The sequence below is a fragment of the Enorma timonensis genome (assembly GCF_000321165.1).
Taxonomy (GTDB): domain Bacteria; phylum Actinomycetota; class Coriobacteriia; order Coriobacteriales; family Coriobacteriaceae; genus Enorma.
In genome coordinates this window covers 1-19,476 of the sequence record NZ_CAPF01000021.1, presented here as the reverse complement: position 1 = coordinate 19,476, position 19,476 = coordinate 1, and the positions used below count along the sequence as shown (strand labels likewise).

Here is a 19,476-nt window from a genome sequence, read left to right as displayed (position 1 = left end):
CCCTCGAGGGCGCCGGGCTCGAGGCGTGGATCGTGGGCGGTTGGGTGCGCGACGCGCTCCTCGGCGCGCCGAGCCACGACGTCGACATCTGCTGCGCGGGCTCCTGGCAGGAGAACGAGGCGGCGCTCGAGGCGGCGGGCATCCGCGTGGTGGAGTCGGGCGTTCGGTTCGGCGGCATCACGGCCATCGCGGGCAGCGAGCGCATCGAGGTCACCTCGTACCGGCTGGACGGGTTCTATACGGACGGCCGGCACCCGGAGAGCGTGCAGCGGGCGCGCACCGTGGAGGAGGACCTCGCCCGCCGCGACTTCACCGTGAACGCGATGGCCTGGCATCCGGAGCGCGGGCTGCTCGACTGCTTCGACGGCGCGGGCGACCTCGCGCGCCGGCAGATCCGCGCGGTGGGGGAGCCGCGCCGGCGCTTCGAGGAGGATGCCCTGCGCATGCTCCGGGCGGTGCGCTTCGCCTGCCGGCTCGACTTCTCCATGGACCCGGCCACGGCCGAGGCGCTCGCGGCCTGCGCTCCGCTCCTCGACGCGGTCGCGCGCGAGCGCGTGGGCTGGGAGCTCGACGGCATCCTCGCCACCGGGCGCGGCGGCGACGCGCTCCTGCGCTACCCCGAGCTCATGTGCGCCGCCATTCCCGAGCTCGCCGCGTGCCGGGGCTTCGACCAGCATAGCCGCTACCACGCCTTCGACGTGTACGAGCACACCGCCCGCGTCCTCACGGTCGCCGGTGAGCTCTCGCTCTCGCGCGTGGACGGGGCGGGGCCGGACACCGCGCCGTCCCCGTCGCTCATGTGGGCGGCGCTTTTGCACGATGTGGAGAAGCCCGCGTGCTTCACCCTCGACGAGCGCGGCAACGGCCACTTCTACGGCCACCCCGAGCGCAGCGCCGAGGCCGCGCGCGCCATCATGGGCCGCCTGGCCTGCCCGGGGGCGCTCGTGCGCGACGCGTGCCTGCTCATCCGCTATCACGACCGCCCGCTCGAGGCCGAGCGCACCGACCTGCTGCGCATGATGGGGCTCCTCTCCGGGTCCGGGCTCGACACGATTCGCCTCATGAACGAGCTGCTCGACCTCAAGCGCGCGGACACCCTCGGCAAGGCGCCGTCGTGCTTCTACTATGTCGAGGACATCGAGCGGATGCGCGAGATGGTGCGCGAGCTCGTGGCGAACCGGGAGCCGTACAGCCTGTCGACGCTCGACCTGAGCGGGCGCGACCTCATCGAGGCGGGTGTCAAGCCCGGGAGGCAGGTGGGGGCGCTGCTCTCGCGCGCGCTCGATGCGGCGATTGACGGCGTGGTTCCCAACGTGCGCGCGGAGCTGCTCGCATATTTGGGGCTGTAGGCGCGCCGGGCGGCTGCGGGCGGCGGCCGGCGCTCGATGCGCCCATCCCGCCGCGGGCTTCTGCTATCATCCTTTCGGTAACACTTTTTCCTCTATTCGTAACACCGAAAGGACGATGCGGTGAGCGCAGACCAGCCGGGCACCATCACGCGCCGAAGCCTGCTTGCGGGTACCGCGGCCATCGCTGCAACCGCCGCCCTCGCGTCCGCGGGATGCGCGGGAGGCTCGGGGCAGGGGACTGCCGGCTCGAGCGGCTCTGCGGCTGCGGGCGACGTGGACCCCGCGCACCAGGTCATCGTCGCGATGAGCCCCACGAGCGAGCCCGCGGCGGGCTTCGACCCCCTCGTCTCGTGGGGGTGCGGCGAGCACATCCATGAGCCCCTCATCCAGTCCACCCTCATCACCACGGATGCCGACCTCGCCTTCCAAGGCGACCTCGCTACGTCCTGGGAGTGCTCCGAGGACGGCCTGACCTGGACGTTCTTGCTGCGCGACGACGTGGTCTTCTCGGACGGGGAGCCCCTCTCGGCCGAGGACGTCGCCTTCACGGTGAACTCCGCCGTGGCGAGCGACACGTTCGAGGCGGACCTCTCCATGGTGGACGAGGCCGTCGCGCTCGACGGCGCGACCGTCGAGCTGCACCTGAACAAGCCTTACAACGCCCTGCTCTACACGCTCGCGGTGCTCGGCATCGTGCCCGCGCACGCCTACGGCGAGGGGTACGGGGCGGCGCCCGTCGGGTCCGGCCGCTACCTGCTCGAGCGCTGGGATCGTGGCCAGCAGGCGATCTTCCGCGCGAACCCGTCGTACTACGGCGAGGCGCCGCGCATGGAGCGCGTCGTCGTCGTGTTCATGGACGAGGACGCGGCGCTCGCGGCGGTGCAGGCGGGCGAGGTCGACATCGCCTACACGTACGCGACCCATGCGCACCAGGCCTTCGACGGTTTCGAGCTCGTGAACTACGCGACGGTCGACTCGCGCGGGATCTCGCTGCCCGCCGTCCCCGCCGGCGCTACCAAAGCCGGGCAGGGCGATGTGGCTTATGCCGCCGGCAACGACGTGACCTGCGACGTCGCGGTCCGCCGCGCCATCATCATGGGGCTCGACCGCGACCGCGTGATCGAGCACGTGCTCGAGGGCTTCGGCGCGCCGGCATTTAGCGTGAGCGACGGCATGCCGTGGTCGAGCGCGGACATGGAGGTCGCCTGCGACCCTGAGGGCGCCTGCGCGCTGCTGGACGCCGCGGGCTGGGTTCCCGGCGAGGACGGCGTCCGCGCGAAGGACGGGCTGCGCGCCGCCTTCGACCTCTGGTACGCCTCGGACGATTCCGTGCGCCAGGCCATGGCCTACGAGGTGGCCGCCCAGCTCGCCCAGCTCGGCCTCGAGGTGAGCCCGCGCGGCGGCAGCTGGGATGAGATCTACCCGCATCAGTACGAAGCGCCCGTGCTCTGGGGCTGGGGCTCCAACTCGCCCGTCGAGGTTTACGCGCTCAACTACTCGACCGGCTGGGGCAACTACGCCTGCTACGAGAGCGCCGCCATCGACGGCCACCTGGACGACGCGCTCGCGCAGCAGGCCATCGAGGATTCCTATGTCCACTGGCAGCTCGCGGCCTGGGACGGCGAGGACGGCTTCGCGCCTGAGGGCGCCGCGACCTGGGCGTGGGTCGCCAACGTCGACCACCTCTATTTCAAGCGCACGGGGCTCGACGTGGCCGAGCAGAAGCCGCATCCCCATGGTCACGGCTGGTCGCTCGTGAACAACGTCGACCGCTGGAGCTGGGCATGACGCGTGCGGTCGTTCGTGCGGCGGCGCGCTTCGCCCTGCTCATGCTGGCGGTGAGCTTCCTCACGTTCTTCCTGGTGAGCGTTTCGCCCATCGACCCGGTCCAGGCGAACGTGGGACAGGCGGCCTATGCCGCGATGAGCCCGGAGCGGCGCGCGGAGCTCGCGGAGCGCTGGGATGCCGGGACGCCGCTCCTCGAGCGCTACGGCGCATGGCTCGCCGATGCGGTGCGGGGCGACCTGGGCGAGAGCCTGCGCTTCAACGCGCCGGTTGCCGAGGTGGTGGGCGAGCGGCTCGGGAACTCGGCGCTGCTGCTCGCGTCGTCCTGGCTCATCGCGGGCGCGGTGGGGCTGGCGCTCGGCGTCGCGGCCGGCGCGCGCCGGGGCGGCTGGGTTGACCGCGTCGTGTGCGCCTACTGCTACCTGCTCTCCGCAACGCCGACGTTTTGGATTGCGCTCGTCGCGCTCATGGTCTTCTCCGTGTACCTCGGATGGTTCCCGCTGGGCTTCTCGGTGCCCATCGGGGCGTCGGGCGCGGTGCCGCTTGCCGAGCGCCTCTACCACATGGTCCTGCCGGCGCTCGTGCTCTCGCTCACCGGCGTCGCCAACGTGGCGCTCCACACGCGCGAGAAGACCATCGACGTGCTGGGTAGCGAGTACGTGCGGTTCGCGCGCTCGCGCGGCGAGGGGACGGGCGAGGTCGTGCGCCGCCATGGCCTGCGCAACCTCGTGCTCCCGGCGCTCACGCTGCAATGCGCGCAGATCGGCGAGATCGTGGGCGGCTCGATCCTGGTGGAGCAGGTCTTCTCGTACCCCGGCCTCGGGCAGGCGGCGGTCACGGCGGCCCTCGGCGGGGACGCGCCCCTGCTCGTGGGCATCGCGCTCGCGACGGCGGCGCTCGTCTTCGCGGGCAACGCGCTCGCGGACGTGCTCAGCCGCTCGATCGACCCGCGGCTGCGCGGGGAGGTGCGATGAGGATGGCGGAACGGGTCCGGGATACCGGTGCGGCTTCGGGCGGGGATGCGCTGCGCATCGACGCTGCCGCGTGCGCGGCGCGGCCGCTCCTGCACGCCCCGGCGGCGGACGGCCCGCTGTCCGGGCGGCGCGCCCTCGCGACGGTGCTCGTGCTCGTCGCGGTGCTCATGGCCCTCATCGTCATCGCAGGGCGCCTGCTCGAGGGTGCGGCCACGACGGTGGATTTCGCCGCGCGCAACCTGCCGCCGTCGCTCGCGCATCCCTTCGGTACCGACTGGATGGGGCGCGACATGCTCGCGCGGACGCTCGCCGGCCTCTCGACGTCGGTCGTCGTGGGGCTCGCGGCCGCCGCGGCCTCGTCGGTCATCGCGCTCGGGCTCGCGATGGTCGCCGCCCTCGGCGGCCGCCGCGCCGATGCCGCGGTGAGCTGGCTCATCGACCTCACGATGGGCATCCCGCACCTCGTGTTGCTCATCCTCATCAGCTACGCCCTCGGCCGGGGCACGCTCGGCGTGATGGTGGGCATCTCGCTCACCCACTGGCCGAGCCTCGCCCGCGTGCTGCGCGCCGAGATCCTCCAGGTGCGCGCCCAGCCCTACATCGCCTGCTCGCGTGCGCTCGGGGCGGGGGCCGCGCGCATCGCCCTCGCGCACGTCGTGCCCCACGTGCTGCCGCAGTACCTGGTGGGGCTCGTGCTGCTCTTCCCCCATGCCGTGCTGCACGAGGCGTCGATCACCTTCCTCGGCTTCGGCCTGTCGCCCGAGCAGCCCGCGATCGGCGTGATCCTCTCCGAGGCCATGGGCTACCTCACCTCGGGCGCCTGGTGGCTCGCGGTCTTCCCCGGCGCGGCGCTCCTTGCGGTGGTGCTGCTGTTCGGCCGCGCGGGGGCGTGGCTACGCCGCATGATGTCGCCCGAGGGGGTGCAGGCATGATGGCTCGTGCTTCCGAGGCGGCTGCGCGCGACGCGGCACAAACCGGCGCTTCGCCGGCGTGCCCGCTCCTGCGCGTCGAGCACCTCTCGATCGGCTTCAAGATGTACGACCCGGCTGCCCCGTACTTCCGGGCGCGCAAGGTCGAGGTGCCCGTCATCCGCGACCTTGCGCTCACGGTGCGCGCGGGCGAGCTTCTCGCAGTGGTGGGGGCGAGCGGCTCGGGCAAGACGCTGCTCGCCGACGCCCTCCTCGGGCGCTTCGAGCCCAACGCGCGCGTGGCGGGGGACATCTGGTTCGAGGGGCGGCGCTGCGACGCTGCCGACCTCACTCGCCTGCGCGGCCGGGGCATCTCGCTCGTGCCGCAGGGAGTGGACAGCCTCGACCCGCTCATGCGCGTGGGCGAGCAGGTGGTGGGCGCCTGCGGGCGCGGCCGGGCGGGCAGGGAGCGCCGCCGGGCGCGGACGGCGCGCATGCGCGAGCTCTTCGGTGCTTACGGCCTCGCGCCCGAGGTCGAGCGGATGTACCCGCACGAGCTCTCCGGCGGCATGGCGCGGCGCGTGCTGCTCATGTGCGCGCTCATGGACGACCCGCGGCTCATCGTCGCGGACGAGCCCACGCCCGGCCTGGACATGGACCTCGCGGTGCATGCCCTCCGCGACCTGCGCGCCTTCGCGGATGCGGGCGGCGGCGTGCTGCTCATCACGCACGATCTTGAGCTCGCGCTGCGCGTCGCCGACCGCGTGGCGGTGTTTTGCGCGGGTACGGTGGTCGAGGAGACGGCGAGCGCGAACTTCGCCGCCCCCGAGCTTCTCGCGCACCCGTTCTCGCGCGCGCTCTGGCACGCCATGCCCGAGCATGATTTCGCCGCGGCGTGCGGCGGGGAGGGGGAGCGATGAGCCTCGAGGCACACGATGTCTCCTTCTCGTACGTGCCGGGGCGCACGGTGCTCGAGCGGGTGAGCCTTGCCGTGGAGCCGGGCGAGCGCGTGGCCATCGCCGCGCCGTCCGGTGCGGGCAAGTCGACGCTCTGCCGCCTGCTCGCGGGGTACCTGGAACCGCAGGCGGGCACGGTCCTCGTGGACGGGGAGCGTGTGGATGCGCACTCGGCACGTGCCCGCGCCCCGCGGCCCGTGCAGCTCATCGTCCAGCACCCGGAGCAGGCGTTCGACCCGCTCGCGCGCATGGGGCGGAGCCTCGTGGAAGGGGTGCTGCGGCCGGGGGCTCGCGGAGCGCGTGCGGGGGCGCGCTCCCGCCGGGCGGCCCTCGAGCGCGCCCGTGAGACCGGCCTCCTCGAGCGTTTCGGCATCCGCGACGCCTGGCTCGAGCGCCTCCCGCACGAGCTCTCGGGGGGCGAGCTCATGCGCTGCTGCATCGTGCGGGCGCTCCTCGCAGAGCCCCGCTACCTCATTTGCGACGAGATGACCGCCATGCTCGACGCGCTGACCCAGGCCGAGCTCTGGCGCGCGGTCGTCGCCATCGCCGACGAGCGTCGCATGGGCATCGTCCTCGTCTCGCACAGCCCCGCGCTCGTGCGGCGCCTCGCCACGCGCGTCTATCCCCTGTGAAGCCGGCGCGGGCGGACCTGCCCGAGCGCCGCGCTCCGCAGCCCGCGCCCGCGCCCGCGCGTTTCGGTTGGATGAAATCGCACGCCATCCCTGCCACCCGGCCGCGCGAGTGCTACGATAAAGACCCGTAAGTACGAAGCGCCCACGCCCGGCTGCGGCGAGGGGCCTACTACGGGAAGCGCAGGTACACAATCATGACGAAGCATATCTTCGTGACCGGCGGCGTCGTCTCGTCGCTCGGCAAGGGCATCACGGCTGCCTCGCTGGGGCGTCTCCTCAAATCGCGCGGCTACAAGGTCACCATGCAGAAGGCCGACCCGTACCTCAACGTCGACCCCGGCACCATGAGCCCGTTCCAGCACGGCGAGGTCTTCGTCACCGAGGACGGCTACGAGAGCGACCTCGACCTCGGCCACTACGAGCGCTTCATCGACGAGAACCTCACGCGCGACTCCAACTTCACCACGGGCGCCATCTACCGCTCGCTCATCACGCGCGAGCGCCGCGGCGACTTCCTCGGCGGCACCGTCCAGGTGATTCCGCACGTCACGAACGCCATCAAGGACAAGTTCCGCCGCATCGAGGAGCAGACCGGCTCGGACGTGGTCATCACCGAGCTCGGCGGCACGATCGGCGACATCGAGAGCCAGCCGTTCGTCGAGGCGATCCGCCAGTACCGCAAGGACGTCGGCGCCGAGAACGTCTGCTACATCCACGTGTCGCTCGTGCCCTACATCGCCGCGGCCCACGAGGTGAAGACGAAGCCCACGCAGCACTCGGTGAAGGAGCTCCGCAGCCTCGGCATCCAGCCCGACATCATCGTGCTGCGCAGCGACCACGAGATCGATGACGCCATCCGCCACAAGATCGCGAGCTTCTGCGACGTCGATGTGGACTGCGTCTTCACGAACGAGGACTGCGCCTCCATCTACGACGTGCCGCGCATGCTCGCCGACCAGGACTTCGACCTGCGCGTCTGCGAGCGCCTGGGGCTCGACCCGCGCGAGCGCCACATGGACGACTGGTACGGCTTCCTCGCGAAGAAGGACCACGCGAACCAGCATGCCGACGCCATCAAGGTCGCCGTGGTGGGCAAGTACACGCAGCTGCCCGACGCTTACCTGTCCGTGATCGAGGCCGTGCGCCACGCGGGCGTCTACTTCGACCGCCACGTGGACGTCCAGCTCGTGGACGGCGAGGCGCTCTCCTGGGAGGACTGCCCCGCCGTGCTGGGCGACGCCGCGGGCATCGTGGTGCCGGGCGGGTTCGGCGTCCGCGGGCTCGAGGGCAAGATCTGCGCGGCGCGCTACGCCCGCGAGCATAAGATTCCCTACCTGGGGCTCTGCCTGGGTATGCAGGTGGCCGTCTGCGAGTTCGCGCGCCACGTGGCGGGGCTCGCGGACGCGAACTCCACCGAGTTCGAGCCCGAGTGCGCCCATCCCGTGATCGACCTCATGAGCTCGCAGGAGGACGTGACCGAGAAGGGCGGCACCATGCGCCTGGGCGCCTACCCGGCCAAGCTCGCCGAGGGCACGCTCGCCCGCGAGGCGTACGGCGAGGAGCTCGTGTACGAGCGGCACCGCCATCGCTATGAGTTCAACAACGCCTTCCGCGACGACCTCGAGCGCGCTGGCCTCGTGGTCTCGGGCGTCTCGCCCGACGAGACCCTCGTCGAGATGGTCGAGCTGCCGCGTGACGTGCACCCGTGGTTCGTCGCCACGCAGGCCCACCCCGAGTTCAAGAGCCGCCCGACGCGCCCGCAGCCGCTCTTCCGCGAGTTCACGCGCGCGGCCATCGCGTTTCACGAGGGCGTCGACCGCCTGCAGGTCACGCCCAAGAACGAGGCAGACGAGTAGCATGGCCGGCAGGGGAGGGCGCACCGGGGCGGGGCGCCCCGCGCGCCGGGAGGTTGCGGTGCCGCCCTCGCCGCTCGCCGATGCGGCCGAGGAATACCTCGTGTTCCTCTCGGTCGAGCGGAACCTCTCGCCGAACACCGTCGCGAGCTACCGGCGCGACCTCCGAGCCTACCTGGCGTTCCTCGCCGAGCGGGGGGTGACCTGCCCGGAGGTCGTCACGCGGCGGGACATCGAGGACTTCACGGCCGCGCGCCGGACGGCGGGCTATGCGGACGCCTCGATCGAGCGCGCGCTCTCCGCCGTCAAGGGCTTCCATGCGTTCATGGCGCGCGAGGGCGTCACCGAGGCCAACCCCGCCTCGGTGATGCGCCTGCCCCGGAAGGAGGAGCGCCTGCCCGACCTCATCTCCATCGAGGCTGCCGCCGCCCTGCTCGACCAGCCCTTTCCCTCGACCGCGGCGGGTGCGCGCGACCGGGCCGTGCTCGAGATGCTCTACGGCTGCGGCATCCGCGTGAGCGAGCTTACGGGGCTCGACCTGCGCGACCTCTACCTGGACGACGAGTTCATCCGCGTGTTCGGCAAGGGCTCGAAGGAGCGGCTCGTGCCCATCATGGGCAGCGCCCGCCGCGCGCTCGAGGCCTACCTCGACGGTCCCCGCGCGGAGCTCGCCGCCCACAGCCGCAGCGCGTCGCGCACCTCCGCGGTGTTCCTGAACAAGAACGGCGGCCGCATATCGCGCCAGTCGATCCATGCCATCTGCGAGCGCTATGGCCGCATGGTGGGGATCGAGGGCCTGCACCCCCACACGCTCCGCCACTCGTTCGCCACGCACATGCTCGCGGGCGGGGCGGACCTGCGCGTTTTGCAGGAGATCTTGGGGCACGCGAGCATCTCCACGACGCAGATCTACACGCATCTCGACCGCACGCAGCTGCAAGAGGTGTACCTCGCCGCGCATCCGCGCGCGTAAGGCCATGCGCGGGCGGGGGTTTGTGCCCTTCGCGGGGCTCCTGGCCATTATTTCCAGTTTTGTGACGTGATTCCTGCGCAATCGAGGGTGCGATCGCCCCATAGCTGGGATACCCGAGTCCGCTACCAGGGCGGTGGGCGATCGGCACCGGGCTTCCCGCAGGATCCGCGTCACAAAACTGGAATTATTGGCCAGCGAAGCCCGCACGGGCACCCTGGCACGGGTCTCTATTGACGATACCAGGTAAAACATCGATATAACGAGCCCGTTCCGGTCGCATGCGGCGCCCGCGGGTCCCGGCGTGCCGGTCGCCGGAGGAGTTCCTCCACATTTACACCAAGCCTTCAACACATTCCCTCGGCATCCTTGCTCGCGCACCGAGGGGCTCTTTTCGCGCGCCGAACCAAGCGGCGGTGGTCGCCCGGGGGTCGCGGCACAACATCTTGTGTCGAGCTCGATTGGGCTCCCGGGGTCGCCGTGTCGCTTGGTGGTTGAATCGGTTTTGGTGGGGGAGAAAGTGGGAAAAAATGTTGCGATATATCGCGCCAGACCCTACTATTAAAGGCGTCGACACACGGGGTGGTTCCCCGTACCGAGCCCGCACCGAGCAACCGAGAGGAGGGCGCAGCAGAGATGTTGACCGGCACGTTCGAGCGCAACCTCGATGCCAAGGGTCGCCTGTCCCTGCCTGCTGCCGTCCGTTCCGAGCTCAGCGAGCATGTGTACGTGCTTGCCGCACCGGATGTCGATGCCCTGTACGTGTTCTCGAAGGACGAGTTCGAGAAGTGGGTCATGGGCCTCTTCGAAAAGCGTGGAGGCTTCAACTCCCGCAGCAGCAAGGATCAGCAGCTCATGCGCAAGGTCACCTCGAGGGCGACGCCGATGGACATCGACAGCGCCTCCCGTATCGGCCTTCCGGAGAAGCTGCGCGAGAAGGTCGGGCTCGATCGCGAGGTTACCGTGGTGGGGAACTGGAACCACCTGGAGATCTGGGATCGCGCCAAGTGGGAGGCCGTCGACGCCGAAAGCGAAGACGACGACTTCTTCTTGGACGACTAGCCTTACGGACACGACGGGATGGGGACATTGACACCTGAATATCGGCATGAACCTGTAATGCTTTCCGAAGTGCTCGACGCGCTTCAGCTGAAGAGCGGCTCGGTCGTGTGCGATTGCACGCTCGGCGGCGCCGGCCATTCCGTTCGGATGGCCCGGGAGGTCGGCGAGGACGGCCTGCTCATCGGCATCGATCAGGACGACATGGCGCTCGAGGCGGCGGCCAGGAGGCTGGACGCGGAGGCGCCGGGCGTGCCGCGCAAGCTCTTGAAGGGGAACTTCGGCGACCTGGACGAGCTCCTGTGCCGGGCCGAGGTGCCCGGCGTGGACGGCATCCTGTTCGACCTGGGCGTCTCGAGCCCGCAACTCGATATCCCTGGAAGGGGCTTCTCGTACCACGAGGACGCCCCGCTTGATATGCGGATGGATCCGGGAACAAACACCCTAAACGCAGCTGAGGTCATCAACACCTATACCGAAGCCGACCTCGCCCGGATCCTGCGCGTCTATGGTGAGGAGAAGTTCGCCACGCAGATCGCGCGCGAGATCGTGCGTCGCCGCGCGGTGGAGCCCATCCGAACCACGGGCCAGCTCGTCGACGCGATTAAGGGCGGTATCCCGGCGGCCGCGCGCCGCCATGGGCACCACCCCGCGCGCAAGACGTTCCAGGCGATCCGCATCGAGGTCAACCACGAGCTCGACGCGCTCGAGCGCGGCCTCGACGCGGCGATCCGCTGGCTGAACCCGGGAGGGCGCATCTGTGTCATCTCGTACCACTCGCTCGAGGACCGCATCGTGAAGCGCCTGTTCCAGCAGCGGAGCCAGGGTTGCACGTGCCCGCCGGACCTTCCGGTGTGCGTGTGCGGCAACGTGCCGGTACTCAAGGTCATAACCCGCAAACCGCTGGTTGCCTCCGCCGATGAGGTGGCGCGCAACCCGCGTGCGAGATCTGCCAAGACGCGCGTGGCCGAACGCCTCGACGAATAGGCCAAGCGCTCTCGGTCCGTCCCGCAACGAAGCAGAAACGAAGTTCAAACGAACTACCAACACACTCGGGATGGGAGGCATGCGCGATGGTGTACTTTGATTCCAATGCGGCGTATGCCTATGACTATCAGGCGCAGGCGTACAGCGAGCCCGTACGCCGCGAACGGCCCGAGGAGCGTCCCGCCAAGCGGCCGCGCCTCGACGTGGTGCCCGGCGCGGGGCGCGAGGCCAACCAGGCGGTAAGCCCCGTCTTCACGCACGTCGTCAAGGTATTCGCCGCGCTCGTGCTCCTCTTCGTGTCGATCGGTCTTGCCCGCGTCACCATCGCGGGGTACACTACCTCGATGCTCAACGCGAACGCGGAGCTTTCCTCCTCGCTCGAGGCGGCGCGCGACGAGAGCTCGAACCTCGAGGTCATGAACTCGGTGTACGGTGCCGACACGCGCATCCGCGACCTCGCGACCGGGGCGCTCGGCATGGTCGAGCCCGAGGACAGCATCACGCTCGACCTGAGCGACTCCGCAGATGCCGCCCAGGGCGAGGCGTCCGCCGCGAACGGCCAGGACGCCGCGCAGGGTAGCTCTGCCACTTCGAATCGATAACGACCGGGAGGCAACCTATGGCACGCGACCGGTACACCGGGGGACGCGGCCGGGACGGACGCCGTCCAAGCGGTGCTGGTTCCCGCCGGGGGACGGGCGGATACGACGGCGGCACGCGCCGGGGCGCTCCCGGGCGCGGGGGCTCCGCGCGCCGTCGCGACGCCTCGCCACATACCTGGCTCGATGACACCTCCGAGAGCGGCCTCGTCACGCGGCGCAACGTCGTGCTGGGTGCCATGGCGGGCGCGCTCGGCCTGAGCGCCCTCAAGCTCTTCGATTACCAGATCGCCAACGCCGATACGTACCGCCAGCGCGCCGATGAGCGCCGGCTCTCGAGCCAGACGCTCTTCGCGAAGCGCGGTACCATCTACGACCGCAACGGCAACGTGCTCACCTCGAGCGTCGAGTGCCAGAACGTCTACGTCAACCCGCAGCTCATCGAGGACGCCGACGAGGCGGTCGATGTCCTCGTGGAGGTGCTCGGGGTCGATGAGGCGTGGTGCCGCGAGCAGGTGACGTCCGACACCACCTTCGTCTACATCAAACGCCAGGTCGACCAGGAGGACGCCGACCGCATCGCCGAGCGCGAGCTCGCGGGCATCGAGTTCGAGCAGGCCATGAAGCGCGTGTACCCCTACGGCAGCCTCGCGTCGCAGGTGCTCGGCGTGGTGAACGTCGACAACGTGGGGCTCTCGGGCCTTGAGGTCTACTACGACGAGGACCTCATGGGCACGAACGGCTCCATCGTGCGCGAGCGCGGCCTCGACGGCTCCTACATCGCCGGCGGCGCCTACGAGAAGGTCTCCGCCCAGGACGGCACGGACCTCGTGCTCACGCTCGACGTGAACATCCAGGCGGCGGCCGAGCAGGCCATCGCGGACGCCGTGGAGCGCGCGGGCGCGGAGGCGGGCTCGATGATCGCGCTCGACCCCAGGACGGGCGAGATCCTCGCCGCGTGCTCGTCGCCCACCTACGACCCCCTCGACCTCGCGAACACGAGTTCCGCCGACATGAACCTGCGCATCGTGACCGATGCCTACGAGCCGGGATCGGTGTTCAAGACCGTCGTGTCGAGCATGGGGATCGACCTTGGCCTCGTGACGCCCGACACCACGTTCTCGGTGCCGCCCAAGGTGCTCGCCGGCGACGACTGGGTGAGCGACGTCGATAACCGCGACTACGAGATGACCATGACGCTCCGCGAGATCCTGCGCCGTTCCTCGAACACGGGCATGGTGCTCGTGGGCAACGAGATTGGGGCGGACAATTTCGCCGACTACCTCGACCGCTACGGCTTCGGCACGTCGACGGGCGTCGACTTCCCCGGCGAGGCGCTCGGCATCGTGCGCCAGCGCGACGAGTACGATGGCTCGAGCGTGCCGTCCATGTCGTTCGGCCAGGGCATCTCGCTCTCTCCCGTGTCCGTGGCGCGCGCCGTGGGGGCCATCGCCAACGGCGGCGTGGCGTGCACGCCCCACTTCCTGAAGGCGCGCCACGGCGAGGAGGTCGATTGGAGCGACGGCGAGACCCGCATCATCGAGGAGGAGACCGTCGAGGCCGTCACCTCGATGATGGTGACCGTCGTGGACGAGGGCACGGGTTCCGGCGGCGCCATCGACGGCTACGACGTCGCGGGCAAGACCGGTACCGCCGAGCGCGCCGATGCGTCGGGCGGCTACCAGACCGGCAAGTACATGGCGTCGTTCATGGCGTTCGCGCCCGCCCAGGACCCGAAGGTGCTCGTGTACGCGACGCTCGACAACACGCCGTACCTGTCGTACATGGCGTCGCCGGCGGTGAAGGAGACGATGGAGCAGGCGTTGAAGATCCTGGGCGTGCCGCGCACCCGCTGACCCATGTAAAATTACCCCAGGGGTATTTTTACATGCTGCGCTCTGAACCTCTTGTGCGTTCGCGCGGGCGCAGGCGGGGGCGGTGCGGGCCTACGGTACAATAGCCGGTTGAAGAAAGCCAACCGAGGGGAAGACATGGTAGAACTCCCGATTCACGAAATCCTTTCCGCGACCTCGGCCTCGCTTGTCTCGGGCGATGCCGAGCGCGTGTGCCGCGGGTGCGTCATCGACTCGCGCCTGGTGCGGGAGGGCTCGATCTTCGTGGCGTTCCCGGGCGAGCGCGTCGACGGCAACGACTTCGCGCGCGCCGCGATCGAGGCCGGCGCCGGGGCCGTCGCCCTCACGCGCGAGCCCGCCCCCGAGCTCGTCGCGCTCGCGGCCGAGCGCGGATGCGCCGTGCTCGCCATCGAGGACGGGGAGGAGTTCCTCCTCGCGCTCGCGCATGCCTGGCGCCGGCGTCTCGCCTGCACGGTCGTGGGCATAACGGGCTCGATCGGCAAGACCACGACGAAGGACATGGTCGCCGCGGTGCTCGGTACCACGTATCGGGTGCATGCGACGAGCGGTAACTACAACAACCTCATCGGCATGCCGCTCACAATCCTCTCTGCGCCGGCGGACACGCAGGTGCTCGTGCTCGAGATGGGCATGAACTCCCTCGGCGAGATCGAGCGGCTCTCGCGCTGCGCGGAGCCGAGCCTCGCCGTCATCACGAAGATCGGCACATCGCACATCGGCATGCTCGGCAGCCGCGAGAACATCGCGCGCGCCAAGATGGAGATCGTCCTCGGCATGCGCCCCGCCCCGGAGGGCGCCCCTGCTCCCCAGACGGGCGCCGCGCCGGCGCTCGTGCTTCCCGCCGATGATGATTTCTTCCCCTTCATGTGCGAGCGCGCCCGCGCCGAGCGCAGCGACATCTCGATCGTGCGGGCGGGCGCGTCCTCCGATTGCGCCTACCGCATGGGCGCCGCCGCGCTCGACGCCGACGGGCATCCGCACTTCACGGCGGGGCTTCCCGGGGGCGCCGCGCTCGAGGTGACGCTCTCCACGACGGGCGCGCAGTCCGTCTCCAACGCCATCCTCGCGATCGCCGTGGGCGACCTTATGGGCGTGGGCGCGCAGGACATGGCCTCCGCGCTCTCCGGGCTCGCCATCACCGGCCGCCGCCAGGAGATCCGCCGCGCCCGGAGCGGCGCGCGCGTCATCGACGACTCGTACAATGCGAGCCCCGAGTCCATGGCCGCCGCCCTCGACCTGCTCGAGCTGCTTCCCGCCACGGGCAGCCGCATCGCCGTGCTCGGCGAGATCGGCGAGCTCGGCGACGAGGCGCCGCGCCTCCATGCCCTCGTGGGCGCCTACGCCGCGGCCAAGAAGCCCGACTACCTCGTCTGCGTGGGCGCGGACGGCGCGCGCGACATGGCCGCCGCCGCCCGCCTCATGGGGCTCTCGGACGACGCCGTCCTCGAGCTTCCCGACGTGGACGCCGCCATCGAGCGCCTCGCCGGGGCGTTCCGCGCGGACGACGTGGTGCTCGTCAAGGGTTCGCGCTTCGTCGGTCTCGACCGGCTCGTCGAGGAGGTCTGCTAGATGTTCGGTAATCCGCTCTACCCCACCTACCAGGCGTTCATCGCCCTCGGCATCGCGGCGGGCATCGTGCTCGTCCTCATGCCGCTGTGGATCCGCATCCTCAAGTTCGAGGGCATCGGGCAGCAGGTGCGCGCCGACGGCCCCGAGCGGCACCTCGTGAAGCAGGGCACGCCCACCATGGGCGGCGTCGTCATCCTGCTCTCCGTCGCCATCACCTGCCTGCTCATGGGCAGGCTCACCACGGAGCTCGTGCTCGTGCTGCTCGTGACCATCGCGACGGGCGTGCTCGGCCTCATCGACGACGCCACCTCGGTGACGCACGGCCGTTCGCTCGGCCTCACCCCGCACGCGAAGATGATCGGCCTCACGCTCATCTGCGTCTCGTTCTGCCTGCTCGCGGTCAATTGGTGCGGCGTGGAGCCCGTCGTCCGCTTCCCGGGCGGCTTCACCATCGATTTGGGCGTGCTCACCACCACGGTCGACCTCGCGGGCGAGCCGTTCCGCATCCCCTGGCTCTACCTGGTGTTCACGTGGCTGCTCATCGTGGGGCTCTCGAACGCCGTGAACCTCACGGACGGCCTCGACGGCCTGGCCGGCGGCACCTCGATGATTGCCCTGCTCGTCATGGCGGCGGTCTCGTTTCTGTGCAGCGACTCCAACCTCACGGTCTTCTGCACCTCGTGCGCTGGCGCCTGCCTGGGCTTCCTGTGGTTCAACTGCTATCCCGCGAGCATCTTCATGGGCGACACCGGCTCGCTCGCCCTGGGCGCCGCGCTCGCGGCCGTCGCCGTCATGACGAACACCGAGGTCATCTCGCTCATCGTGGGCGGCCTCTTCATCATCGAGGCGCTCTCGGTCATGATCCAGGTCGTGAGCTTCAAGGCCACGGGCAAGCGCGTGTTCCTCATGGCGCCCATCCATCATCACTTCGAGAAGAAGGGCTGGGCGGAGACGAAGGTCGTCATCCGCTTCTGGATCGTCGCCGCCGCGTTCGGCGCCATCGGCCTCGCCCTCTTCTTCCAGGTAGGGTAGGGGTTTAGATGCGTGGGAACGACGGGATGCTTCCCGAGGAATTCGACCTGCTCGTGCTCGGTCTGGGCAAGACGGGCCTCGCCGTGGCGGAATGGGCCGCCGACCACCTGGGTGGGCGCGTGCGCAGCGCGTGCCTCTACGGCGGGGCGAAGGCTGCGCCCAGCGACCGGACGCGCGCCCTTGAGGAGCGCGGCGTGCGCTGCGTGCTCGGGACGGAGGAGGTCGAGGGCGCCTTCGACGTGTGCGTGGCGAGCCCCGGCATCTCCGAGTTCAGCGACTTCTTCGCGAGCGCCCGCGCGCATGCGTCCGAGATCATGGGAGAGCCCGAGTTCGCCTACCGGCTCTCGCCGGACCGTTGGATCGCGGTGACGGGCACGAACGGCAAGACCACGACGACCTCGCTTGTCGACCACATCCTCAACGCGTCCGGCATGCCCTCGCACGCGGTGGGCAACATCGGCTCCGTGCCGACCGCCGCCGTGGACGCGCGCGAGCCGGGCTCCTGGTTCGCGGCCGAGCTCTCGAGCTACCAGCTCGCGTGCTCCAGCCTGCTGCACCCCCGCGTTTCCGTGCTGCTGAACATCACGCCCGACCACCTCGCCTGGCATTGCTCGCTCGAGGCCTACGCTGCGGCCAAGCGCCGCATCTTCGCGCGGCAGGAGCCGGGCGACCTCGCCATCGTCTGCGTCGAGGACGCGGGTTCCGCTGCGGCGCTCGATGAGGCGCGCGCGACGGGCGCGGCGGTCTGCGAGCTCTCCCATGAGGACTCCTTCGCCGACTGCGCCGCCTTCGTGGCCGACGGCGTGCTCACCTGCCGCCTGCGCGGCGCCGAGATGGAGCTCGTGCGCACCGACGAGCTCTGCATCGCGGGCGCCCATAACGAGCTCAACGCCCTCGCCGCCGCCGCGGCCGCGCTCTGGGTGGGCGCGCCCCTCTCCGCGGTGCGGCGCGCGCTCACCACGTTCCAGCCGCTCGAGCACCGCATCGAGCCGGTCGCGGTGATCGACGGCGTGCGCTATGTGAACGATTCGAAGGCCACGAACACCGACGCCGTCGAGAAGGCGCTCACCGCGTTCCCGAGCGAGCCGGTGGTGCTCTTGCTGGGCGGCAGCGACAAGGGCACGCCGCTCGAGGCGTTCGCCGAGCGCGTCGCGGCATCGACCGTGCGCACCGTCATCTGCTTCGGCGACGCCCGCGCGCGCCTGCTCGCCGCGCTCGAGGACCCTGCAGGCCGCGCCGGCGTCGAGCTCATGGAAGCCGCCGACCTCGCGGCCGCCGTGAGCGCCGCGCACGGGTGCGCGCGCCCGGGCGACGTCGTGCTGCTCTCGCCGGCCTGCGCCTCGTTCGATGAGTTCTCGGGCTTCGAGGAGCGGGGCCGCCGGTTCAAGGAACTCGTGGCGGACCTCGCCGCGCGCGGGTGATCCCCATGGCGAAGCCCACGAAGCGCGCCGCCGCCGAGGCTCAGCGCGATACCGGTTCGGCCGGGGAGACGCGTTCCCGCACGGGGCGCGGCCGCACGCGCCGTGCGCCGGGCGAGCATTCCGCCCTGGGCGAGAAGCTCATCGGCACGGTGCCCGCCCGCATCATGCGCCCGCGCATCATCTTCATCGCCTGCCTTGCCGCCCTCGTCGCCTTCGGCCTGCTCATGGTCTACTCCTCCTCGAGCGTCGAGGCGCTCAGCGAGTACGGCAGCTCCACGTACTTCCTCACCGCGCAGCTGAAGAACCTCCTCGTCGCCCTCGCCGCGGCGGCGGTCGCCCTCGCCGTGAGCATGTCGGTCACGCGCTCGGCGCTCATGTGGGGCGCCTGGGCGTTCTTCACGGCTCTCCTCGCGGCCGTGCTGGTCGTGGGCGAGGAGAGCGGCGGCGCCACGCGCTGGATCGTCATCGCGGGCTTCCAGTTCCAGCCCTCCGAGCTCGAGAAGCCGGTCGTCATCCTCACCGCGGCGATGATCATGAACGAGTTCTACGGCGAGCACGCCATCGACGGCCAGGGCTTCGTCGTGCGCATGGCCATCGCCCTCGGCGTGCCGATCCTTCTGCTCATCCTTGAGCCGGACTTCGGCACCTGCATCATCATCGTGGGCACGGTGTTCCTCATGTGCGTGCTCGCGGGCATCTCGGGCAGGCTCGTCGGCAGCGCGCTGCTCATCATCGCGGTCGTGGGCATCGGCGCCATCGCCATGGAGCCGTACCGCCTCGCGCGCTTCATGACCATGCTCGACCCCTGGCAGGACGCCTACGGCGACGGCTACCAGGCGACGCTCGCCATCATGGCCTTCGCCTCGGGCGGGCTTTTCGGCCGCGGCATCGGCAACTCCACGATGAAGTACAACTACCTGCCCGAGGCGCACAACGACTACATCCTCGCCATCATCGGCGAGGAGGTGGGCTTCGTGGGCACGCTCGTGTTCTTCGCCGTCGTGGCGGGGCTCGTCTACAGCGGGTTCAAGATCGCCGAGCAGGCGCCCACGACGCAGGGGAAGATGATCGCCTACGGCTGCTCGGCCATGATCGGCCTGCAGTACCTCATCAACATCATGGGCATCGTGGGCGTCACGCCCATGACGGGCAAGCCCCTGCCCTTCATCTCCTACGGCGGCTCGGCGCTCATCGGCGCGTTCATCCTGGCGGCGCTCGTTTTGCGCGTCTCACTCGAGAGCAACCCGAAGACCGTCTACGACGCGCGGCGCGCGGGCATGCGCGTGCTCGCCGAGGACGAGGACGCCGCCGGCCTTGCCGCGAGCCCTGTCTCCCGCGGGATCGAGGGGAGCACGGCTGGCGTGCCGCACCCGCGCTCCGCGCGCCGGCACGAGGGCTTCACCGTCGTGGACGGCATGGGGGTCGTGACCCCGGATACCCGCCCCGAGCGTCGCGGCGATGCGGACGCGCGCCCGCGCCGCTCCACGCGCCCGCCGCGCACCACGTAG

At 70.3% G+C, this 19,476-nt stretch carries 16 protein-coding genes; all 16 read left to right on the top strand.

Annotated features, from left to right (window positions below; all coding sequences use genetic code 11):
* The coding region (locus tag BN423_RS02600; RefSeq protein WP_019238719.1) for a CCA tRNA nucleotidyltransferase at positions 1-1,349 on the top strand (1,349 nt) is incomplete at its 5' end.
* 120 nt (positions 1,350-1,469) lie between these two features.
* The gene (locus BN423_RS02595; protein ID WP_019238718.1) at positions 1,470-3,137 is read left to right on the top strand and encodes an ABC transporter substrate-binding protein; all 1,668 of its coding nucleotides are present in this window, start codon (positions 1,470-1,472) and stop codon (positions 3,135-3,137) included.
* Complete coding sequence (locus BN423_RS02590) at positions 3,134-4,108, top strand: ABC transporter permease (RefSeq protein ID WP_019238717.1); 975 nt, start codon at positions 3,134-3,136, stop codon at positions 4,106-4,108. The genes BN423_RS02595 and BN423_RS02590 overlap by 4 nt, the downstream gene beginning before the upstream one ends.
* Positions 4,109-4,110: 2 nt before the next feature.
* Positions 4,111-5,040, top strand: a complete 930-nt coding sequence (locus BN423_RS02585; protein WP_019238716.1) for an ABC transporter permease — start codon at positions 4,111-4,113, stop codon at positions 5,038-5,040.
* Positions 5,037-5,936, top strand: coding sequence for an ATP-binding cassette domain-containing protein (locus BN423_RS02580; RefSeq protein ID WP_019238715.1), 900 nt, complete (start codon positions 5,037-5,039; stop codon positions 5,934-5,936). Before BN423_RS02585 ends, BN423_RS02580 begins: the two co-directional genes overlap by 4 nt.
* A complete protein-coding gene (locus BN423_RS02575) occupies positions 5,933-6,604 on the top strand; it encodes an ABC transporter ATP-binding protein (protein ID WP_019238714.1) in 672 nt (223 codons plus the stop codon). Before BN423_RS02580 ends, BN423_RS02575 begins: the two co-directional genes overlap by 4 nt.
* A gap of 194 nt (positions 6,605-6,798) precedes the next feature.
* Positions 6,799-8,460 (top strand): CTP synthase, encoded by a 1,662-nt coding sequence (locus BN423_RS02570; protein ID WP_019238713.1) that lies wholly within the window; start codon positions 6,799-6,801, stop codon positions 8,458-8,460.
* Between the two features lies 1 nt (position 8,461).
* The gene (gene xerD / locus BN423_RS02565; protein ID WP_019238712.1) at positions 8,462-9,430 is read left to right on the top strand and encodes a site-specific tyrosine recombinase XerD; all 969 of its coding nucleotides are present in this window, start codon (positions 8,462-8,464) and stop codon (positions 9,428-9,430) included.
* 633 nt (positions 9,431-10,063) lie between these two features.
* Positions 10,064-10,489, top strand: a complete 426-nt coding sequence (locus BN423_RS02560) for a division/cell wall cluster transcriptional repressor MraZ (RefSeq protein ID WP_019238711.1) — start codon at positions 10,064-10,066, stop codon at positions 10,487-10,489.
* 18 nt (positions 10,490-10,507) lie between these two features.
* Positions 10,508-11,473: a 16S rRNA (cytosine(1402)-N(4))-methyltransferase RsmH gene (rsmH, locus tag BN423_RS02555; RefSeq protein ID WP_071784304.1), complete on the top strand. Its 966-nt coding sequence runs from the start codon at positions 10,508-10,510 to the stop codon at positions 11,471-11,473.
* A gap of 86 nt (positions 11,474-11,559) precedes the next feature.
* A complete protein-coding gene (locus tag BN423_RS02550; protein WP_019238709.1) occupies positions 11,560-12,075 on the top strand; it encodes a cell division protein FtsL in 516 nt (171 codons plus the stop codon).
* Positions 12,076-12,092: 17 nt separating this feature from the next.
* A complete protein-coding gene (locus BN423_RS02545; protein ID WP_232385475.1) occupies positions 12,093-13,928 on the top strand; it encodes a peptidoglycan D,D-transpeptidase FtsI family protein in 1,836 nt (611 codons plus the stop codon).
* A gap of 135 nt (positions 13,929-14,063) precedes the next feature.
* Entirely contained in the window at positions 14,064-15,515 is a 1,452-nt protein-coding gene (locus BN423_RS02540; RefSeq protein ID WP_019238707.1) for a UDP-N-acetylmuramoyl-tripeptide--D-alanyl-D-alanine ligase, read from the top strand.
* On the top strand, positions 15,516-16,547 hold the full coding sequence (mraY, locus tag BN423_RS02535; RefSeq protein ID WP_019238706.1) for a phospho-N-acetylmuramoyl-pentapeptide-transferase: 1,032 nt from the start codon (positions 15,516-15,518) through the stop codon (positions 16,545-16,547).
* Between the two features lie 8 nt (positions 16,548-16,555).
* A complete protein-coding gene (murD, locus tag BN423_RS02530) occupies positions 16,556-17,968 on the top strand; it encodes a UDP-N-acetylmuramoyl-L-alanine--D-glutamate ligase (RefSeq protein WP_019238705.1) in 1,413 nt (470 codons plus the stop codon).
* A gap of 5 nt (positions 17,969-17,973) precedes the next feature.
* A complete protein-coding gene (locus BN423_RS02525) occupies positions 17,974-19,476 on the top strand; it encodes an FtsW/RodA/SpoVE family cell cycle protein (protein WP_154820284.1) in 1,503 nt (500 codons plus the stop codon).